Annotated in this window: 21 protein-coding genes; 14 read left to right on the top strand and 7 right to left on the bottom strand. The window is 67.1% G+C overall.

Translation table 11 applies throughout. The features are described from left to right. The first annotated feature begins 91 nt into the window (after positions 1–91). Positions 92–805 (top strand): hypothetical protein, encoded by a 714-nt coding sequence (locus tag JNG39_RS17950; RefSeq protein ID WP_368313355.1) that lies wholly within the window; start codon positions 92–94, stop codon positions 803–805. Positions 806–907: 102 nt separating this feature from the next. Here the strand turns inward: JNG39_RS17950 and JNG39_RS17945 are convergent, their stop codons facing one another. Then, positions 908–1,729 carry a ferritin-like domain-containing protein gene (locus JNG39_RS17945; protein WP_368313354.1) on the bottom strand — a complete coding sequence of 274 codons (822 nt, stop codon included), beginning with the start codon at positions 1,727–1,729 and terminating at the stop codon, positions 908–910. 112 nt (positions 1,730–1,841) lie between these two features. After that, positions 1,842–2,255: a universal stress protein gene (locus JNG39_RS17940; RefSeq protein WP_368313353.1), complete on the bottom strand. Its 414-nt coding sequence runs from the start codon at positions 2,253–2,255 to the stop codon at positions 1,842–1,844. 214 nt (positions 2,256–2,469) lie between these two features. Here JNG39_RS17940 and JNG39_RS17935 point away from each other — a divergent pair, with 214 nt between their 5' ends. The 5 genes from JNG39_RS17935 to JNG39_RS17915 all read left to right on the top strand — a co-directional run bounded on the left by JNG39_RS17935 (position 2,470) and on the right by JNG39_RS17915 (position 5,452). Next, positions 2,470–2,937 (top strand): hypothetical protein, encoded by a 468-nt coding sequence (locus JNG39_RS17935; protein ID WP_368313352.1) that lies wholly within the window; start codon positions 2,470–2,472, stop codon positions 2,935–2,937. 125 nt (positions 2,938–3,062) lie between these two features. Further along, entirely contained in the window at positions 3,063–3,590 is a 528-nt protein-coding gene (locus JNG39_RS17930; protein WP_144916096.1) for a peroxiredoxin, read from the top strand. After that, positions 3,590–4,132 (top strand): hypothetical protein, encoded by a 543-nt coding sequence (locus JNG39_RS17925; protein WP_368313351.1) that lies wholly within the window; start codon positions 3,590–3,592, stop codon positions 4,130–4,132. The genes JNG39_RS17930 and JNG39_RS17925 overlap by 1 nt, the downstream gene beginning before the upstream one ends. A gap of 65 nt (positions 4,133–4,197) precedes the next feature. Next, entirely contained in the window at positions 4,198–4,950 is a 753-nt protein-coding gene (locus tag JNG39_RS17920) for a DUF2884 family protein (RefSeq protein ID WP_368313350.1), read from the top strand. Between the two features lie 67 nt (positions 4,951–5,017). Beyond that, the gene (locus tag JNG39_RS17915) at positions 5,018–5,452 is read left to right on the top strand and encodes a PA2169 family four-helix-bundle protein (protein WP_368313349.1); all 435 of its coding nucleotides are present in this window, start codon (positions 5,018–5,020) and stop codon (positions 5,450–5,452) included. A gap of 19 nt (positions 5,453–5,471) precedes the next feature. Here the strand turns inward: JNG39_RS17915 and JNG39_RS17910 are convergent, their stop codons facing one another. After that, complete coding sequence (locus JNG39_RS17910; protein WP_368313348.1) at positions 5,472–5,693, bottom strand: hypothetical protein; 222 nt, start codon at positions 5,691–5,693, stop codon at positions 5,472–5,474. 75 nt (positions 5,694–5,768) lie between these two features. After that, positions 5,769–9,308 (bottom strand): transporter substrate-binding domain-containing protein, encoded by a 3,540-nt coding sequence (locus JNG39_RS17905; protein ID WP_368313347.1) that lies wholly within the window; start codon positions 9,306–9,308, stop codon positions 5,769–5,771. 102 nt (positions 9,309–9,410) lie between these two features. Between JNG39_RS17905 and JNG39_RS17900 the strand changes: the two genes are divergently transcribed. Next, positions 9,411–10,040 (top strand): response regulator transcription factor, encoded by a 630-nt coding sequence (locus JNG39_RS17900; RefSeq protein WP_186448376.1) that lies wholly within the window; start codon positions 9,411–9,413, stop codon positions 10,038–10,040. A gap of 121 nt (positions 10,041–10,161) precedes the next feature. After that, entirely contained in the window at positions 10,162–11,010 is an 849-nt protein-coding gene (locus JNG39_RS17895) for a DUF2884 family protein (RefSeq protein ID WP_368313346.1), read from the top strand. Between the two features lies 1 nt (position 11,011). Here JNG39_RS17895 and JNG39_RS17890 read toward each other — a convergent pair whose 3' ends face one another. Continuing rightward, positions 11,012–11,590, bottom strand: coding sequence for a TetR/AcrR family transcriptional regulator (locus tag JNG39_RS17890; RefSeq protein ID WP_368313345.1), 579 nt, complete (start codon positions 11,588–11,590; stop codon positions 11,012–11,014). Positions 11,591–11,727: 137 nt separating this feature from the next. On the opposite strand from JNG39_RS17890, the gene JNG39_RS17885 reads away from it, so the two are divergent. The 5 genes from JNG39_RS17885 (at position 11,728) to JNG39_RS17865 (ending at position 16,102) form a co-directional block, all read left to right on the top strand. Continuing rightward, entirely contained in the window at positions 11,728–12,492 is a 765-nt protein-coding gene (locus JNG39_RS17885) for an alpha/beta fold hydrolase (protein WP_368313344.1), read from the top strand. Between the two features lie 30 nt (positions 12,493–12,522). After that, positions 12,523–13,569, top strand: a complete 1,047-nt coding sequence (locus tag JNG39_RS17880) for an aldo/keto reductase (protein WP_368313343.1) — start codon at positions 12,523–12,525, stop codon at positions 13,567–13,569. 124 nt (positions 13,570–13,693) lie between these two features. Then, positions 13,694–14,146 carry a MarR family winged helix-turn-helix transcriptional regulator gene (locus tag JNG39_RS17875; RefSeq protein ID WP_368313342.1) on the top strand — a complete coding sequence of 151 codons (453 nt, stop codon included), beginning with the start codon at positions 13,694–13,696 and terminating at the stop codon, positions 14,144–14,146. Beyond that, positions 14,146–15,540: an MFS transporter gene (locus tag JNG39_RS17870; protein ID WP_368313341.1), complete on the top strand. Its 1,395-nt coding sequence runs from the start codon at positions 14,146–14,148 to the stop codon at positions 15,538–15,540. Before JNG39_RS17875 ends, JNG39_RS17870 begins: the two co-directional genes overlap by 1 nt. Positions 15,541–15,550: 10 nt before the next feature. Continuing rightward, positions 15,551–16,102, top strand: a complete 552-nt coding sequence (locus tag JNG39_RS17865; protein ID WP_368313340.1) for a cysteine hydrolase family protein — start codon at positions 15,551–15,553, stop codon at positions 16,100–16,102. Positions 16,103–16,117: 15 nt separating this feature from the next. Here the strand turns inward: JNG39_RS17865 and JNG39_RS17860 are convergent, their stop codons facing one another. After that, the gene (locus JNG39_RS17860) at positions 16,118–16,804 is read right to left on the bottom strand and encodes a hypothetical protein (RefSeq protein ID WP_368313339.1); all 687 of its coding nucleotides are present in this window, start codon (positions 16,802–16,804) and stop codon (positions 16,118–16,120) included. 116 nt (positions 16,805–16,920) lie between these two features. After that, complete coding sequence (locus JNG39_RS17855) at positions 16,921–17,952, bottom strand: aldo/keto reductase (protein WP_368313338.1); 1,032 nt, start codon at positions 17,950–17,952, stop codon at positions 16,921–16,923. Positions 17,953–18,097: 145 nt separating this feature from the next. On the opposite strand from JNG39_RS17855, the gene JNG39_RS17850 reads away from it, so the two are divergent. Beyond that, complete coding sequence (locus tag JNG39_RS17850) at positions 18,098–18,835, top strand: rRNA pseudouridine synthase (RefSeq protein WP_368313337.1); 738 nt, start codon at positions 18,098–18,100, stop codon at positions 18,833–18,835. Positions 18,836–18,867 lie beyond the last annotated feature (32 nt).

The raw sequence follows: 18,867 nt of genomic DNA, 5'->3' as shown, positions 1-18,867 counted from the left end.
CCGGCCGGTGCGTCGCGACGCTCGCGAGAATTGATCGGAAGCGCCCCACGGGCCAAGCTAGGGCCTCAGCTATCCAGGGAATCGCAAGCTTATGCGCCGTATCGCCGCCCTCCTCGCCGTCCTCGGCCTCGCCGCATGCTCCTCGCCGCAGGATCAACAGGCGGCCTCCCCGCAGGCCGTCGCCGCGAACGACACGAACGCCGATGCGGCGAAGAAGCTGGAGCTCTACCAGCAGTTGCTGAAGCTGCACAACGACGGCCCCGCCGTGCAGATCGGCCATGAGATCGTCAACACCTTCCCCGATTCCCCAGCGGCCGCCGAGGTGAAGAAGACCCTCGGCCCACTCGAGGCGAATTACAAGGAAACCACCGAGAAGAACCGCCTCGCGGCCTTGTGGCTCTACCAGGTGTCGCCGATGCAGGGCGGCACGCAGAGCACGGCCACGATCCAGTCGTCGCGTCCCTCGGGCGAGGAAACCGTGCGCCTGATCCTGCGCCGCCACACCGACTGGGGGCAGAGCGTGTTCCTCTACGCCGTGGCCGGCAAGGGCTTCGTCTGCAAGGGCGACTGTTCGCTGAAGGCCAGCTTCGACGGCAAGGCCAAAACCATCAAGGCCTTCCGCCCACCGACCGGCGAACCGGCGCTGTTGTTCCGCAACGATGCGCAGTTCCTGAAGGATCTTGCGAACACGAAGCGGCTCACCATCGACGTGGTGACCATCAGCCGTGGCGAAACCACGCTCACGTTCGAAACGGGCGGGTTCGATGCGGACAAGTGGCAGACGGTGGCGAAGAAGAAAAAGTGACGCGGTGGGACCTGCCCGCATGCGGGCAGGCTCGATCGTGTAGAGCGGGGTTCCCGCGTACGCAGGAACCCAGGGCCGTGATTCCGGTTTTGGCGCAAGCCGTCAGTGCAGGAACAGCTTCTCGGTGATCCGCGTCAACGGCTTCTCGAGGAAGTTGTTCACCCGCGCGGGCAGATCCAGCGGACGCAGCAACATCTTCACCGTCATCTCGGCCGGGATGTGGCGCTTGAGCATGCCCTCGGCGCGCGAGGTGACGCGACGGAACTCGGCATCGTCGTGCGCCTTGTCGGGGTAGCGCGTGTTGAACACGTGGCGCAGCGCGATGTCGCTGTCCTCGTTCTTGATCTCGCTCAGGCGCTTGAGCAGGGTGCGCAGCGTGCTGATGCGGCCGATGCGATCGCGTTCGCGATAGATGCGGAAGTGCTGGTAGAAGTGCTTGTAATGCCGCACTTCGTCGCTCTTGATCAGGTGGGTCAGCTCGCGCAGCACCGGCTCGTCGGTGACGTCGTTCAACGCGCGGTAGAGGCTGGCCGTGCCGGTTTCCACCACGCAACGCGCCGCCAGTTCGAGGCCGCGGTTGGGTTCGAGTTCTTCCGACGTGCAGACCGAGCCGTAGTGCGCGAAGAAGTTGCGAAACCCCGTGTCCCAGTCGAATTCGGGCCATACGTGCTTGACGTAGGCCGCGAGCGCGCGACCGTGCTGGAGTTCCTCGTGCTCCCAGTGGTCGCGCAACCATCCCTGGAGTTCGTCGTCGCCGGCGAAGTGATCGACGAGGTTGTGCGTATAGAGGTCCGAGCCGCTCTCCACGAACGACGAACTGCACAGGAGGAAAAAGAGGTCTTCGTTGTCCCTGACCTTGGCGACGTCGATGCGCGAGAAATCGAGCTTATCAAGCGTCCATGGCAGACTGGCGGTGTAACTCACTGCGGGTGGTCCTCGGCGCTTATGTGGTATCGCCCCCTGGGGCATCTGACCGAATTGTGACAAATGCCGGGCGCGAATGGCTACGAGTAACGCCCGGCGTGCCTCGATCGGGCTAGCGAACCACGGTCACGGGGACATGGGCCCGGGCCAGCACGTCGGTCGATGTCGAGCCCACGAGCCAGCGGGCCAGGGCCCCCCGCTCGGTATGGCCGATGACGATGTGGTCGATGCCGTGCTTTTCCACGTAGGAGAGCAGGGCGTCCCCCGGGCTGCCCTGGACCAGGTCGACCGTCACCTCGGCGCCGGGCGACGGCGCCAGGGCGGCGACCTCGGCACGCAGCTGATCCAGCCGCTGGCCGGCGTTTTCCGTCATCACCAGCCCCGCGGTGTCCGCACCGTTCTCGAGCTGGTAGACGGACAGCAGGGTGATCCTGGCCTTGGAGCAGATCCCGAGGTCAAGGGCGAAAAGGTAGGCCCGCCGGGCGGTTTCCGAACCGTCGTAGCCGACCAGGATGTGCTTGGGCATGAAGGCTTCCTTCTTTCGGGATCGTTCTGGACGGCGCCATGGTAGGCCCGACGCACGTGATCGGGAAATGCATTCACTGGCCGTCCACGATTCCACGCCGGGGCTGAACGGTCCGGCGGCCGCTCCGGCTTTCTTCACATTCGTGAGTGGAGAATGCCCCACGCCGGACGACCTGACGTCCGCCCATTCGCCATTTCCAGCAGGGAGAACGAACATGATCAAGCGTATTACCGGGTTGGCCGTCCTGGCTCTGGCTTCCGCGGGCGCGTTCGCCGCGCAGCCGGCACACGCCGCCGAAGCGGCGACCAAGTGCCACATGACCTTCAGCACCACGGGTTGGGCCGCCATCTACAAGAAGGCCGACGGCCGTGGCCATGTGCGTTGCGACAATGGCCAGAGCGCCGACGTGATCATCCACGTGCGCGGCGGCGGCCTCACCGCCGGCAAGTTCAGCATCGAAGGCGGCAAGGGCGAGTTCACCAACGTCAAGGGCATCCATGAGGTCTACGGTGAATACGCCAGCGGCGGCGCCAATGCCGGCGTGGTCAAGAGCGCCGAAAGCGCCGCCATGACCAAGGGCGAGGTCTCGCTCGCCATCACCGGTACCGGTCGCGGCTTCAACCTCGGCGTGGACCTGAGCAAGTTCGAAATCGAGCCGCTCGGCGAGCACGTCAAGCACTGAACGCGGCCATCGAGGCCAGCATGATCCGAAAGGGGCGCCGAAAGGCGCCCCTTTCGCTTGAAGCAGGCAACCTTTACGGCATGGCGAGTACACTCACGCCGATCCCACCCCGCGAGGTTCGCCCCATGCGCCGTCTGCTCGTTTCGCTCGCCCTCAGTCTCGCCACCGTGTCCGCCTGGGCCGCCCAGCCGACGGTCGGCGACCAGGCTCCGGATTACAAGCTGCAGGACCAGAAGGGTGAGTGGCACACCCTGGCTTCCGACACCAAGAAGGGCGAATGGCTGGTGCTGTACTTCTATCCGAAGGACTTCACCGCCGGCTGCACCACCGAGGTCTGCACCTACCGCGACGACACGGTCAAGCTGCACAAGGCCGGGGCCCAGGTGCTGGGCGTGAGTCTCGACGACGTCAAGTCGCATGCCGAGTTCGCCGAGAAATACCACGTGCCGTTCCCGCTGCTGTCCGACGCCGACAGCGCCGTCGCCACCCGGTACGGCGTGCTCACCGACCACAACGGGCAGAAGTACGCCAAGCGCGAAACCTTCCTCATCAGCCCGCAGGGCAAGATCGCCAAGGTCTACAAGGATGTCGATCCGGAGAAGAACTCCGGCCAGGTACTCGCCGACCTCGCCGAGCTGAAGAAGGGCGCTTGATGGCGTTGAAGAAGCTCACGGCCCCCGGCGGGGGCCGTCCTTTCGCTCCGTGGCGCATCCTGGTCTGGCTGGTGATGCTGCTGGCCGCCGCCGGATTCGTACTCAACACCTATGCCGCGGTGGTGATCGGCCATGCCGTGACCGCCATGAGCGCGGAGGCGGCCAGCCAGGGTCCCGACCCGCGCGTGGCACTGGCCTGGACCGCGGGCTACATGCTGGCCGCCTTCGTGGTGATGGTGTTCGCGCTGTCCACCTTGCGCTGGCGTGAATGGGCCCGGTCGGGCATGCGGGTCATCGCCCTGCTTCTCGTCGCCTGGGCGGGCTACACCGCCTGGATCGGTTACGACCAATGGCAGCAGATAGGCGTGGTGCTCTCCCAGCCCGGGCTGCCCGCGCCGTTGCTCGCGATGGCCACCAAGCACCGCGCGATCCTGCTCATCGGCGTGGTGCTCAAGCTGGTGTCCATCCCCATGCTGGCCTGGCTCACCTGGGCCCTGGGCAGCGTGAAGGTGCGCGAGCAATTCGGGCAGGTGGCGCTGTAGGCGCCCGCGGTTCAGCCCTGATTCGCCCCTCGGAAGGTATCGAGGGGCTTTTCGCCGGATTCCCCATGAGCGCCCGCCCCCTCGTCTTTTTCGTGGCTACCTGCCTCGCTGGCGCCGCCGCCGCCCAGGATCTCGACCATGCCTGCCGCGTGGCGAGCACCTACGACCTCACCGTCCGCCCCGATGCCTTGCTGTTCGAGCGGGAGGGGGCGACGCCTCATGCGGTGCGCATGCACGACGGCAGCCTCGCCACCGACGGCCGGGCGGTGGCCTTGCGCCCCGACGAGCAGGATCGCGTCGCCCTCTTCGAAGGCCGCGTGCGCGCCCTCGTCCCAAAGGCGAAGGCCATCGCCACCGATGGCGTGGACGTGGCCGCACGGGCGGTGCGCGACGAGGCCCGGTCGGCCGCGCCCGACGCCGTCGCCAGCGGCGACTTCGACCGGGTGTTGAACGCACGCGTGGCCGACATCAAGCGGCGGATCGCCGCCAGTCAGAGCACCCGCGACTGGCAGGAGGACGCGATGCGCGCCTACGCGCAGGAGATCGTTTCCGACATCGCGCCCGTGCTCACCCAGGACGTCGGCGGCCAGGCGATGCAGATGGCCCTCAACGGCGACCTTCAAGGCGCCGCCGCGCTTCGCGACCGGGTCGCCTCGCTGACGACCGGCGGCCAGGCGCGCGTGGTGGCGAAGCTGAGGTCGGCCCTCGAGCCCCGGGTACGCGCCCTGTGTCCCTCCGTCCGCGAACTGGAAGATCTCCAGTCGGGCCTGCGCGACGCATCGGGACAGCCGTTACGTCTGCTCGAACCAGGCGAATGACCACAGGCTGAGCGGCGAAACCCCACGTTTATGACCGGCTAAGACCATCGACGCTAACGTTTCACCCATGGAACGCCGTGCCGTCCGAGTCGTCAATGGGTTGATCCGCCGGGTCATCGCGGATCGCGACCTCTATCTGCAAGCCGCCCGGGGGGTGCGCGAGCCGGGACTGGCGGCGATCCTCGACGAGTCGGCCGCCGCGCTCACCGCGATCGCCAACGATCTCCAGGCCGAGGTGAATGCCACCGGCGGACGTGCCGCGACGGCGGGCAGTGCCTTCTCCAGCGTTCGCAGGACCGTGGTCGAGGCATCGGCCCGGCTTTCCCACGACCCCGATGTCACGTATATCCGCACGCTGGAACACATGGAGCGGCGATTGCTGGATGCGTTCCTGAAGTTGGAGGCGTCATCGAACGATCGCGCCACCGTCGGGCGGCACATTGCGCGCCTGCGCCTGCTTCACCTCGACATGGTGCAACTGGGCGGAGCGACCGGCCGCTGAGTTTGGTGCGTCGCGTCGTTCACGCCGCGCGGCGCATGCGTTGGAGTTCCCGCTGAAGGCAGTCGCCGGCGGACACCCGCACCGGACGCGTCGCCACGAGGGTTTCCCGATCGGCGAAGAAGTTCGCGAATGCGATGGCGTCGCCGGCATCGCTGCGCCGTGCGATCTGGACGCCTTCGCGAAAGATGCCCCAAAAGCCGTCGATCTCGGCGATGTGGTATTCGATGGTGGTGGGTGACATCGCATGTCCTCGTCGTTTCGCGCAGGCGCACGGATGGGGACATGATGCGAAAGCGAGGGGCGCAGGGATATCAGACTATTCTGAAAAATCACCCGCATTTTCACGTGGGGCGGAAAGCCGCGACACGCCGCGTCGCAGCCGTTCGAGGTAGGCCTCCACGGCGCCGAGGAAGGCGGGCACCCGCTGCATCGCCTCGTGGGCTTCGTGGCTACGAAGCGCGATTTCCAGGGCTTCGCCGATGCGCGCCTCGGGTGACGTGCCGAATACACGCATGCCACCCAGCAGGCGATGGATGCGTTCGGCGACGTGCCCGGGGTGGTCCAGCGCATGGATGTGCGCGATGTCTTCCCGCGTGGATTCGGCGAACCGATCCACCAGCGAAGGAAGTATGCCGAGATGGCCGAACGTCTCCGTGAGCAAGGTGGTATCCCACGGCGCGTCGTCGTCGGGCACGCAGGCGGCCAGCGCCAGGCGCAACGCGTCGATGCGCACGGGTTTGGCGATGAAACCATCCATGCCCGCGTCGAGGCATCGCTCTTTTTCGCCGTCCATGGCGTTCGCCGTCATGGCGACGATGGCGACGCGCGAGCCGCGCTCGCGCAGGGCGCGCGTGAGTCCGTAGCCATCCAGGCCGGGCATGCGCAGGTCGGTGAGCAGCACGTCGGCGGGTAGCGACGAGGCCAGTTCAAGGGCCTCCTCCCCGCAGGCGACCACGTGATGGCGATGCCCCAGTCGCTCCAGCTGGGCCGCGACCAGTTCGCGGTTGATCGGATGATCCTCCGCGACCACCACCTGGAGTACGCGCTCCGGCGGCGCATGGCCGGGGTTCTGTTCCGTCGCGATGGCTCGTTCGCCCGCGGCGCTGCGCGGCAGGGTGAGATCGACGTCCACGTGGGTGCCGCGGCCGGGTTCGCTGCGCAGGTCGATGGTACCTCCCATCAGGTCGACCAGTCGCCGGGATATGGCGAGCCCCAGTCCACTGCCGCCGGCGTGCCCCGACGACGGCTCCACCTGGCTGAATGGCGTGAACAGGCGGCGGATGTCGTCTTCGGCGATGCCGATGCCGGTATCGGCCACCGTGAAGCGCACGTGCTGGCCGTTTTCCCGTTCCGCGACGAGTTCAAGGCGAAGGCTCACGTGGCCTTCCGCCGTGAACTTGATCGCATTGCTGAGCAGGTTGACGAGCACCTGACGCAAGCGCATGCCGTCGACGCTGGACCATGGCGCCAGGCGGTCGTCGGTCTCGTGAAACAGATGAAGCCCCTTGCGCGCGGCCTGGCCGGCGAACAGCGTGGCGACGCCGTCCACGAGCGCTCGTATATCGACCGGCGTCGCCTCGACGGTGAGCCGTCCGGCCTCGATGCGGGAAACGTCGAGCACGTCGTCGAGAATGTGCATCAAGGCGTCGGCTGAGTGCCCGGCGGTGTCCAGGAACCGTCGTTGCGTCGCCGATAGAGGCGTGTCGCCGAGCAATTCGAGCATCCCGACGATGCCGTGCATCGGCGTGCGGATCTCGTGGCTCATCATCGCCAGGAATTCGCTCTTCGCGCGGGTGGCCTTCTCGGCGGTGTCCTTGGCGGCGGCCAACTGATTCGATTGCCGGTGTCGTTCGGATACGTCGATCCAATAGCCGGTGAATTCCACCACGGGGCCATCGGCTCGCGGCAGCGCATGCGAAGCGATCCAGCGCGTGGGATGGCTATCGCGTACGCGCATTTCGGCGTGCAACGGCGTGAGCGACGCGGCGGCTCGGGCGACTTCCGCCTGCAAGGGCCCCTGGTCGCGCGGATCGATGCGGGCGAAAGCGCTGCGTTCGTCGTGGAGGAACACCTCCGCGCCGACACCGAAGATCGGCTCGGGGTTGCCGCCGAGGTAGGTGAATTCGATCCGCCCGTCCGGATGGTGGCGAAATCGATAAACCACCGCGGGCACGCTGCGGGTCACGTCGGCCAGTTGTTCCTCGATAGCCCTGCGCCGGCGCGTTTCGCGGCGCAGCCGAAGGTAGGCATGGCTCACGGCAAGCAGCAGCGCGACGATGGCGAGGCCCGCGCCCCCTATCTTGCGCGCGATTTCCCGCCACGATCCGCCCCAGGTGTAGTGGGCGCGAAGCCAGGTATTGGCAATGGCCTGGGCGCGACGTTCGGGCATGCGCGCCAGCACCCTGTCGATCAGGGGGACCAGCTTGGCGTAGCGCCTTGCCACCGCCATGGCGATCTCATCGCGCTCCCCGGTGGCCGCCGTGATCTTCAGTCGCGCGGGATAGTCACGCCGCACGAGGTATTCGGTGCTGGCGACATCGCCGACGTAGGCATCGGCCCGCCCGTCGAGCACGGCCTCCAGCCCTTCGCGCACGGACGACACCGCGAGCGTGTCGGCGACGGCGATACCTTCCACCGCACGGGCCACCGCCGGACGCGCGAGGTTCGCTGCCAGCCGCCGGCCGGCCAGGTCGTCGACGGAGGCCACCGTGACGGCGTCCTCGCGCGTCACGATCATGACCGGAAACTCGGTATAGGGCGCGGTGAAGTCGAAGCGACCGGACAGCGCTTCGTTGCGGGGAGAGGCCGCGGGCAGCAGGTCGATCTCGCCCGCCGAGGCGCGCCGTACCGTCTCCTGCCAGCTGTCGGTGGGCACGACATCGAAGCGCAGGCCCAAGACGCGGGTGACATCGCGTAGATAGTCGGTCGCCAGTCCGTCGGGTTTGCCGTCGCGATCGAGCAGCGTGACCGGTGCCGCCGTAGGATCGATGCCGATGCGCAGCGGCGGCAGGCGAGCCAGCCATGCGCGCTCGGAGGCGCTGAGCGGCACGTCCAGCTCCGCGGCGAAACGGCCCGGCTCGTCACCGATCCAGGCGGATCGCAGGCGAGCGTGGTCGTCGGCACCGAGCTGGGCGAACGCGTGGTCGAGCGCGGTCAGCAAGGGCGCGTGCCCGCGTCCCGATGCGACGGCGAACGACAGGGTGGAAAACGGCAGGGGCGCCGGGGGTCCGATGCGCAACCGATCTCCCAGCCCGGCCGCGAGTATGGCGGTATCCAGCGCATGCGGGTCGCCGATGACGGCGTCCACCGTGCCGCGCTCGAGCTCCCGCAACGCGTCGGCGACGGTGGGCACGTTCGTGATGTGGGCGTCGGGCAGGTAGCGGCGAAGCACGTCGTCTTCGGCGTGCCCCACCTGCGTGGCCACGCGCGCACCACGCAGGTCGTCGAAGCGCGCGATGCGTGTATCGTCGCGGCGCAGGACGATGACCGGAGTGGATTCGTAATAGGGCGCTCCGATCAGCAGCTTGCCGTTGCGTTCCGGCGTGGGAGCGACGTCCATCAGCAGGTCGACTTCGCCCGACTGCGCGGCGGCCATGGCCGAAGGCCAGTCCGGATAGACGCGAAAACGCACGCCGATACCCAGATCGCCGGCGAGACGGCGCAGGTACTCGGTGGCAAGCCCGTCGACGCGACCGTCATGCACGCGCTCGAACGGCGCGTAACCTTCGGCGTACGTCGCGGCGACGATGACCGGATGCCTAAGCAACCATTGCCTCGATGCATCGGGCAGTGGCGATGCCGAGGCACTCGCCCATGCGAAGAACCCTGCAACGAAAAGCGAAAACAGCAATTTCATGTCGTTCCTTCGACCACGAACGGTTAATTACGGTAATCTCGGTGACACTGAGTAGCACAACTCATGGAGAGAGGCTGCGCATTATCCGCCGCCACTGGAAACATGGTTCTTCGAACGATCATCGCCGACGATCATCCCGTCGTACTCATGGGCACGCGAGCCGCGCTGGAAGCGGCCGGCGGCATCGACGTGGTGGGCGAGGCCACCAACGGCGATGCCCTCGTCGAACTGCTCGCGTCATGCCCCTGCGACGTTTTGGTCACCGATTTCTCGATGCCTGGCGGCGGCGACGGCCTGTTCATGCTCGATACCATCCATCGCCGTTTTCCGAGAGTGCGCATCGTGGTACTCACCATGGTGAACAATCTTCCCGTGTTGCAGACGATGCGCGCGCGCGGCGCGCTGGGGCTGTGCGACAAACGCGCGCCGCTCACCGAGGTACCGCTGGCGGTGCGGCGTGCCGCCATCGGCCAGCCGTTCGTCAGCGATACCATCCAGCAGCAGTTCGACGACGCGGGTCTGCCGGCCCGGGGCTCCCGCGTCAGGCTTTCGATACGCGAAATCGAGGTGGTGCGCCTTTACGTCGGCGGCATGTCGATTTCGGCCATCGCCGAGCGCCTGAGCCGTAGCGTGAAGACCGTGAGCCGACAGAAGCGCGACGCCATGCAGAAGCTTGGCATCGATCACGACAGCCGACTGTCCGAATACGCCCGCGAACACGGCCTGGCCTGACCCTGCCGAAAGTCAGGCCATGACCAAGCGCCCATGCGCGGCGCCCCCTGGCGGCATAAACCTTCTTCCGTCAGGCGGCATCTGAGCCGTCGTATCCGGATGTTCCGGGGGAGGGGAAACCATGCGCCACGCCATCATCGCCGCCTCGCTCGCAGCGACGCTCGCCATCGTCTCGACCGGGGCCGCCGCCAAGGGCTTCAGCTTCAGCACCGACACCTGCAAGTACGACTACGGCACCCTCTACGACGTGGACGTGACCGCGGCCGGCCTGTCGTTCCATCGCGACTCGGGCACGCCGTCGCGCATCTTCCTCCACGATGGCACCCTCAAGGTCGACGGACGCGACGCGAGCGTCTCCCCCGCCGATGCCGCGGCGCTGCGCCGCTACGAGGACGGCGTGCGTCGCCTGCTGCCGGAAGTGGCCGCCGTGGCCCGGGAAGGCATCGACATGGGCTATTCGGCCATGACCACGGTGACCATGACCTTCGCCGAGGCCGGGCAGCGCGACGCCCTGCTCGCCAAGCTGCGGCGCAAACAGGCCGAGGCCCTGCGTTCCGTCGACCAGGGCGTCGGCGCTGGCCACTGGTCGTCCGACCGCATGACCGGGTTGATGGCCGATTCCATTTCCGATTCGGTGGGCGAGCTCGTCGGCTCGGTCACCTCCAGCGCGGTGACGGCCGCGCTGTCCGGCGACACGGCCAAGATGGCCTCGCTGCAGGAACGTGCCGCCTCCTTGGACAAGGCCCTGGACGGCGAGATGGACAAGCGCTCGAAGGATCTGGAAGCGCGCTCCAACGGCATCTGTCCCCGCCTCAACGACCTGGCCGAACTGCAACGCGGCTGGCGCGTGCGCCTGCCGGACGGTTCGCCGTTGGAGTTGATGTCGATCAAGCCCAAGTCAGAGCACGACGAGGATTCGGACGGCGATCACGCCGACAAGAAGGTCGCCGCGGTACGTGGTGGCGGATAAGTCAGACGCCGCGGGCGATGGCGTCCCGCGTAGCGTCCAGTACCTCTTGCGATAGCGCGTCGTCGCTCGCGGCCACCGCGCGAGCGACGGCCACCGCGCCGATCTGGGCGGCGAGCGCCGCGATGGATACGCGACGCCGCTCGCCGGCCGGCAGGGCGGGATCGAGCGATGCTTCCAACAGGGCCACCTCGGCCTGGAACGCCGCCGCGAAGTTTTCGCTCAATGCAGGCCCATGCCGTGAGGCTTCGCTGGCCGAGGCCACCATCGGGCAGCCTTCGCCGACGCGATCACGCGCGCGAACCGAGAAAAGGGCCTCCAGATAATCGGCGAACGTCGGCTGCTTTCCGGCGGCCCACGCGTCGATGGCTGCCATGTTTCCGGCAAAGGCCTGCGAAAAAGCGGCGGCCACCAGCGCCTCCTTGGAGGGGAAGTGGGCATAGAGCGCGCCGTGCGTCAGTCCGGCCTGCTTGGCGACCTCGGCCACCCCGACCCCATCGATCCCCTTTTCACGAAATAAACGACCTGCGGCGTTGAGCAGCAGTGTCCTGTTTTCTTCGGATTTCTGTTTAGAAACGCGCATGACCCGGCCCTTGCGACTCCAGGCAAATTATACATTGCAATTACAATCAAATCAATTATGATTGTGCTCGCAATCAAAAAAGGCCCTGCGGAGGCGACGTCTTCGCAGGGTGATCCGACCAGCCGAGGAGATTTGTCATGTCCGTTGCAACGAAGAAGTTCGGAACCATCGCACTGGCCTTGGGCCTGTCGCTTGGCGCGTCGATGGCCGACGCCGCGGAGCCTATCCACAACGTCGTGCTGGTGCACGGCGCGTTCGCCGACGGATCGGGCTGGCGGCCGGTGTACGACCGGCTGGTGAAAAAGGGCTACCACGTGAGCGTCGTGCAGGAGCCAGAGACCAGCCTGGAGGCCGATGTCGCCGCGACGCGACGCGTGATCGATCAGCAGGATGGCCCGGTGGTCCTTGTCGGGCACAGCTGGGGCGGGCAGGTCATTACCGATGCCGGGGACGATCCCAAGGTGGCGTCGCTGGTCTACCTGGCGGCATTGATGCCGGACGTGGGCGAAAGCACGGAGACGCTGGAGACCAAACCGCAGTTTCCCGCGCCGAACAGTGACGTGAAGCTGACGACCGATGGCTTTTTCTACATGGATCCAGCGAAGTACCAGGCCAATTTCGCCGCGGACTCCCCGGCCGACCTGGCCACGTTCATGGCCGGGTCGCAGGTGTTCCTTTCGCAGAAGGCGTTCAAGACGCCGGCCAAGGCCGCCCCGTGGAAAACGAAGCCGACCTGGGCCGTCGTGCCCACGGCCGACAAGACCATCAATCCCGATCTCGAACGCTGGATGTACAAGCGCGCGAAGGCGAAGGTGACGGAGGTGCCTGGCGCCAGCCACACCGTTTTCCTATCCCATCCCGATGTCGTCGTCTCGATCATCGAACAGGCTGCCGGCAAGTAAGCCGCGTCCCATCACTCTCGGGAGAAAACCATGCGTTATCGCATTCTTGGCCAGCACACGGGCCTGCGCGTGTCCGAACTCGTGCTCGGCACGGGCAACTTCGGCACGCGTTGGGGCCACGGCGCCGAACCCGACGAAGCACGACGCATCCTCGATGCGTACCTGGCCGCCGGCGGCAACTTCATCGATACGGCCGACACCTACCAGTTCGGCGAATCGGAAGAGATTCTCGGGAACCTTCTGCAAGGTCGCCGCGACGACGTCGTGCTCGCGACGAAGTACACGCAGGCCGGCGGCAAGAGTGACGGCATCCTTGCGACGGGCAACAGCCGCCGCGCGATGGTGACCTCCGTCGAAGCGAGCTTGCGGCGCCTGAAAACCGACCGGATCGACCTGTACTGGACGCACTTCCCGGATCGCGTGACGCCGGTCGAGGAGATACTGCGTGGTTTCGATGACCTCGCCCGGGCGGGCAAGATCCTGTATGCCGGTTTGTCGGATTTCCCGGCGTGGCGGGTGGCGCGCGCGGTGACGCTGGCGGAGGTGCGCGGCTCGCTGCCGATAGCGGCGATACAGGTGGAGCACAGTCTCGTGGAGCGATCGACGGAACATGAGCTCTTGCCCGCGGCCGAAGCGCTGGGCCTGGGCGTCGTCGCATGGTCGCCACTCGGCGGCGGTGTGTTGACGGGCAAGTATCGCCGTGGCGAAGCCGGGCGCAAGGAAGGCTTCGGCGGCCGCGTATTCCAGGACGAAAACAGCGCGCAGCGCACCCGCATCGTCGACACGCTGCTCGCGATCGCCGATGACACGGGATGCGATCCGGGTGCCTTGGCCATCGCATGGGTGTCGCGAAAGGGGCCGTTGCCGATCATCGGGCCGCGTAGCGTCCAGCAACTGGAAAGCAATCTCCTGGCGACCACTATCACGCTATCGGACGAGCATCTTGCGCGCCTGCACGAAGCCAGCGCGTTGGCGCCGATTTTTCCGCACGGCCTGATCGACGATCCAGTGAACCAGCAGAAGGCATCGGGCGGGAAGCTGGACGACCTGGTGCCGCCGACGCGCAGGGTGGCCTGAGGAAAAGCCGTGCCACGCGCCCATCGGCTTGGGCGCATGAAAACGCGGATGGAGCATGAACTTTCGAAGGCAAACTTGCAAGTTTAACTTGCAAGTTTGCCTTTCGAAGCCTATGGTTTCACCTATGGCCCGACATCCCATTCCCGACGCGGACACCGCCGCCGCCGACCTGCTCGCCGCTTGCGGCCTGCTGATCCGCCGCTTGCGCGCCGAGTCCAACAACCTGGAGCTCACCTGGTCGCAGTCGGCGATTCTCTCGCGCCTCGCTCTCGCGGGCCCGACGTCCATCGCCGACCTTGCCCGCGCCGAATCGGTGAAACCGCAATCGATGGGTGCATCGCTCGCCATGCTGGAAAGTGACGGCCTGGTGGAGCGCACCCCCCATCCCAGCGACGGTCGACAGTTCCTGTTTTCGCTCACCGCGGTGGGCACCGAGGCACACCGTCGCGTGCGCCGGTCCAAGCAGGGCTGGCTTGCTTCGGCCATGTCGGAGCTTTCCGACGACGAGCGCGACGACCTCGCCCGCGCGGCCAAGGTGATCGCTCGGCTTGCCGACGGCGACACGCGGGCATCGTGATGCACCACTTCGACGAACGGCCGGCCGGAAACCCCTTCGGCGTGCGCTTCGTGCTGCCACTGGCCCTCGGTTCGTCCTTGAATCCGGTGAACTCCACGGCGATCGCCACGGCGCTCGTGCCGATCTCGCGCGACTTCCATGCGACGGTCGCGCAGACCGGCTGGCTCATCGCGGGTCTTTATCTCACCAGCGCGGTGGCCCAGCCCACCATGGGCCGCCTGGCCGACCTTCTGGGCGCACGGCGCGTCTATCTCGTGTCGCTCCTGCTGGTGGCCGCGGCCGGCGTGCTGGGCCGCTGGGCTCCTTCGTTGCCGTGGTTGGTGGGCGTGCGCGTCCTGCTGGGCGTCGGTACGTCGGGCGCCTATCCCTCGGCGATGCGCCTGTTTCGCGAACGCGCGGACCGCACGGGCAGCGCGCCGCCGCGTGTCGCCCTGAGCGTGCTGTCGCTCACCGGCATCGCCACGACGGCGATCGGTCCGGTGCTGGGCGGTGTGTTGACGACCGCGTTCGGTTGGCATGCGATCTTCACCGTGAACATTCCGCTGGCGCTGGGAACGCTGTGCATGGTGCTGGCGTGGGTGCCGAAGGATGCGCCGCGCGCGGCGCGCCGGAAGGGCCTCGCCACCGAGGTCGACCTTCTCGGCATCGGCCTCTTCGCAGGCACCCTGGTCGCGACGATGGTGTTCCTCATGGACCTGGATCATCCGCGCTGGGCGATGCTTCCCTGCGCCGTAGTGCTCGGCGCGGCGACCGCATGGCATTCCCTGCGTCGCGACGATCCCTTCCTCGACCTGCGCATGCTGGCGCGCCATGTGCCGTTGAGCGTGACCTACCTGCGCACCGCGACGGCCTTCGCCACCGCTTACTGCGTGTTCTACGGTTTCGCGCAGTGGGTGGAAAACGCGGCGGGTTATTCGGCCGCCGCCGCCGGGCTGGCGACCCTCCCGATGTCCGTGGTGGCGGGCATCGCGTCGTTGACCGGCGCGAGGACGCGCGGCCTGCGCGGTCCGTTCCTGTTCGCTTTCGCTTCGTCGATCGTCGGCTGCGTCGCCCTCTTGTGGATCGATGCCGCCTCGCCGTTGTGGATCATGGCCGCCGCGGTGACGTTCTTCGGCGCATCGCTCGGCCTGGTGTCGACCACCACCCAGACCGCGGTCTACCTGCAGGCCCCGCCGGCGCAACTCGGCGCGGCCTCGGGCCTGCAACGCACGGCGACGTACATCGGGGCGATCGCCGCCACCAGCCTGCTCGGGTTGGCGTACGGCCAGCACGCCAGCGACCACGGCCTGCATACGCTCGCCCTGGTGATGGGCGCGGTGAACGTCGTGCTCGTGCTCGCCACCCTCGTCGACCGCACGCTGCCGCGGGCGGTGTCCTCTTCCTCCACGTCCTGAAGGCTCCCATATGTCGCTCACCCAACTCGACGCCAACGCCGCACTGATCGTCGTCGACCTCCAGCACGGCGTCGTCAACCTCCCGCTCATCGAACCGGCCGCGCCCATCGTGGAGCGCTCGGCGAAACTCGCGCGCGCCTTTCGCGCCAGCGGTCGCCCCGTCGTCCTGGTGAACGTCGATGCCGGCGCACCGGGCCGCACGGACATGGGGCATCGCCCACTGCCGTCCGATCCCGAGTTCTCGCGCCTCGTGCCCGAGCTCGAGCAGGCGCCGACGGACCACCTCGTCACCAAGAAGCGCTGGGGCGCATTCCAGACCACCGACCTGGACAACTGGCTGCGCGGCAAGGGCGTGGAACAGGTGGTGATCGTCGGCATCGCCACGAGCATCGGCGTGGAATCCACGGCGCGTTTCGCCAGCGAGCTGGGCTACCACGTGGTCCTGGTCACCGACGCGATGACCGACCTCGACGCCGGCACGCACGAGAACAGCCTGGCGAAGGTATTCCCGCGCCTGGGCGAAACCACGACCACCGACGACCTGCTGGCCCGTATCGGCTGATATCGGCGCGGACGATCACCCGTGCGGGTGGTCGTCCGCATGCGCGTCGCCCACGGCCGCGCCGGCACCGAGGCCGACGCCCATGCCGGCCATGCCGCCGCCGCCCATGCCACCCCCTCCGCCTTTGCCGCCGCGGCCGCCTTCGTCCCGTCCGCCACCACCCTTGGTGCCGCCGCCCGATACGCTGCGCGACGGTCCCTGGTTGGGGATCGCCAGGCGGGCGGGAATGGGTTCGAGATCGAGCACACCGCGGATGAAGCCGCGCAGCGACACCACCAGGTCGTGGGTGTGCACCGGTCGGCCCGCGACCAGTTCGTTCGCCGCCTTCGCGGCCAGTTCGACCTGTTCCTCGGTCCCCAGCAGGACGATGTCCGACAGCGCGGCCTCGACGGCGTCACGCACGCGACGCGAACGCTCGTTGCCTGGCGATGCGTCGATGACACCTTCGCCTTCGGGCTTGCGCAGGTCGCGAAGGTGGCGCGGATCCACCGAAAGCTCACCGGTGAACGATCCGCCCAGCGTCTTGTAAGCGGCGATCAGCGTGCGCAGGCGCTCGTTGATCTGCCGGTTCTCCCGTTCCCTGCGCTGCTGCACGAGCTGCATCGTGAGCAGGCGGATGCCCACGCCGATGAGGGTGATGACCGCCAGGCCGAGCAGGGTGGAGAGCAAGGCCTGCCAGGAGCTGAAATCGAGGCTTCTCATGGACCGATCATGGCATGGGTGCCATCGGATTGCAGGGTTCCCGCGAAGCAGGAACCCTGCGCCTCGCCTTCGGTTTTCGCCGGAGCGCGGGCCGGCAAGTCACGAATGCGGAAGCATTACCACGTCGTCGGCTTCGGATTGCGCTCGTCGAAACCCTTCTGGTGCCAGTACGGATACACCGGCGTGGTCTGGCTCACGGCGTCCAGGCGAGCCACTTCGTCGGTCGCCAGCGACCAGCCCACGGCACCGAGGTTCTGAGTGAGCTGTTCCTCGTTGCGCGCGCCGATCACCACGTTGGCCACCGAGGGGCGGGTGAGCAGCCAGTTGAGCGCCACCTGGGCGATCGACTTGCCGCGCGCCTGCGCGATCTCGTCGAGCACGTCGACGATGTCGTAGAGCTTTTCGTCGTCCACCGGCGGCCCGCCCACCGCGCCGCCGGAGGCGATGCGGCCCGAGTCGGCGGCCTGGCCGCGACGAATCTTGCCAGTGAGGCGGCCCCAGCCGAGCGGGCTCCACACCATCGTGCCGACACCCTGGTCGAGCGCGAGCGGCATCAGCTCCCATTCGTAGTCACGGCCGATCAGCGAGTAGTAGCCCTGGTACGACACGTAACGGCCGAGGCCATATTTCTCGGACACGGCCAGCGACTTCATGAGTTGCCAGCCGGAGAAGTTGGACGCGCCGATGTAGCCGATCTTGCCGGCGGTAATGAGGTCGTCCAGTGCGCGCAGGGTTTCTTCGACCGGCGTGAGCGCGTCGAAGCCGTGCATGAAGTACAGGTCGATGTGATCGGTCTGCAGGCGGCGCAGGCTCGCCTCGCAGGCGCGAACGAGGTGGTAACGCGACGAGCCCTTGTCGTTCGGGCCGTCACCCATGGGAAAGGTGGCCTTGCTGGCGATCAGCACCTTGTCGCGACGGCCCTTGAGGGCCTCGCCGAGCACTTCCTCCGAGCCGCCGGCCGAATAGATGTCCGCCGTGTCGAAGAAGTTGAGGCCGTGCTCCAGGCAGAGGTCGACGATGCGCCGGGCCTCCGCGACCTGGGTGGATCCCCAGCGCTCGAAGAATTCTCCCGCGCCGCCGAAGGTGCCGGTGCCGAGGCTCAGGACGGGGACTTTCAGGCCGGAGCGGCCGAGTTGACGGTATTCCATGACGTATTCCTTGAAGTGGATGGAAGCGGGCGACGTGGCCCGGACGACGAAATCCATCTTCAAGCATGGGGCGAACTCCCTGCTTCCTCAACCGGCGGTTCCTTGCGATGGGTACACTGGTCCGCCCTCTTCACCGGTAACGTCCATGACCGCTCCCGTCCGTCTTGCCCAGCGCGTCTGCGAACGGTTCGGGGTGTCGCGCGCCGACGCCGAGCAGTTCATCCGTAACGGTTGGGTGTCGGTCGATGGCGTGGCGATCGAGCTGCCGCAGCACCGCGTCACGGACGAGCGCGTCGAGCTCGATCCCGATGCGCGCCTGGACGCGGTGGAGCCGGCCACCATCCTGCTGTACAAGCCGCCGGGGTATGACGCCATCGCGGGCGGCAAGCCCGCGAGCTCGCTGGTGACACCCGATACCCGCTGGCCCGACGACCCCAGCGGCGAGCGCCTGCTGCGCCGGCATTTCCACCGGCTCACGCCGCTCGTGCCGATGGATGCCGAAGCCAGCGGCCTGATGGTCTTCTCCCAGGATGGCCGGGTATGGCGTCGGCTGACCGAGGACGCCGCGCTCATCGAACACGAGTACGTCGTCGAAGTCAGCGGCGAGATAGCGCCCTATGGCCTGCAGAAACTAAGTAACGGCTTCGCCTTCAAGGGGCGGCCGCCGTCGCCGGCCAAGGTCAGCTGGCAGAACGAAACCCGCCTGCGATTCGCCATCAAGGGCGTTCAGGACGGTCAGTTACGGCACATGTGCGCGCAGGTGGGCCTGGATGTGGTGTCGATCCGGCGCCTGCGCATCGGCAAGGTGGGCCTGGGCAAGGGACCGAACGGCGCGATGCCGCCGGGCATGTGGCGCTACCTGCCGGTGGGCGAAAAGTTCTGAGGGTCATCGCACCGGTGCGGGGCGGTGCCCAC

Source organism: Luteibacter sp. CQ10, from assembly GCF_040900725.1.
Classification (GTDB): domain Bacteria; phylum Pseudomonadota; class Gammaproteobacteria; order Xanthomonadales; family Rhodanobacteraceae; genus Luteibacter.
Note: the sequence above shows the minus strand (reverse complement) of the source record. Positions and strands in the feature narration are given on the sequence as shown.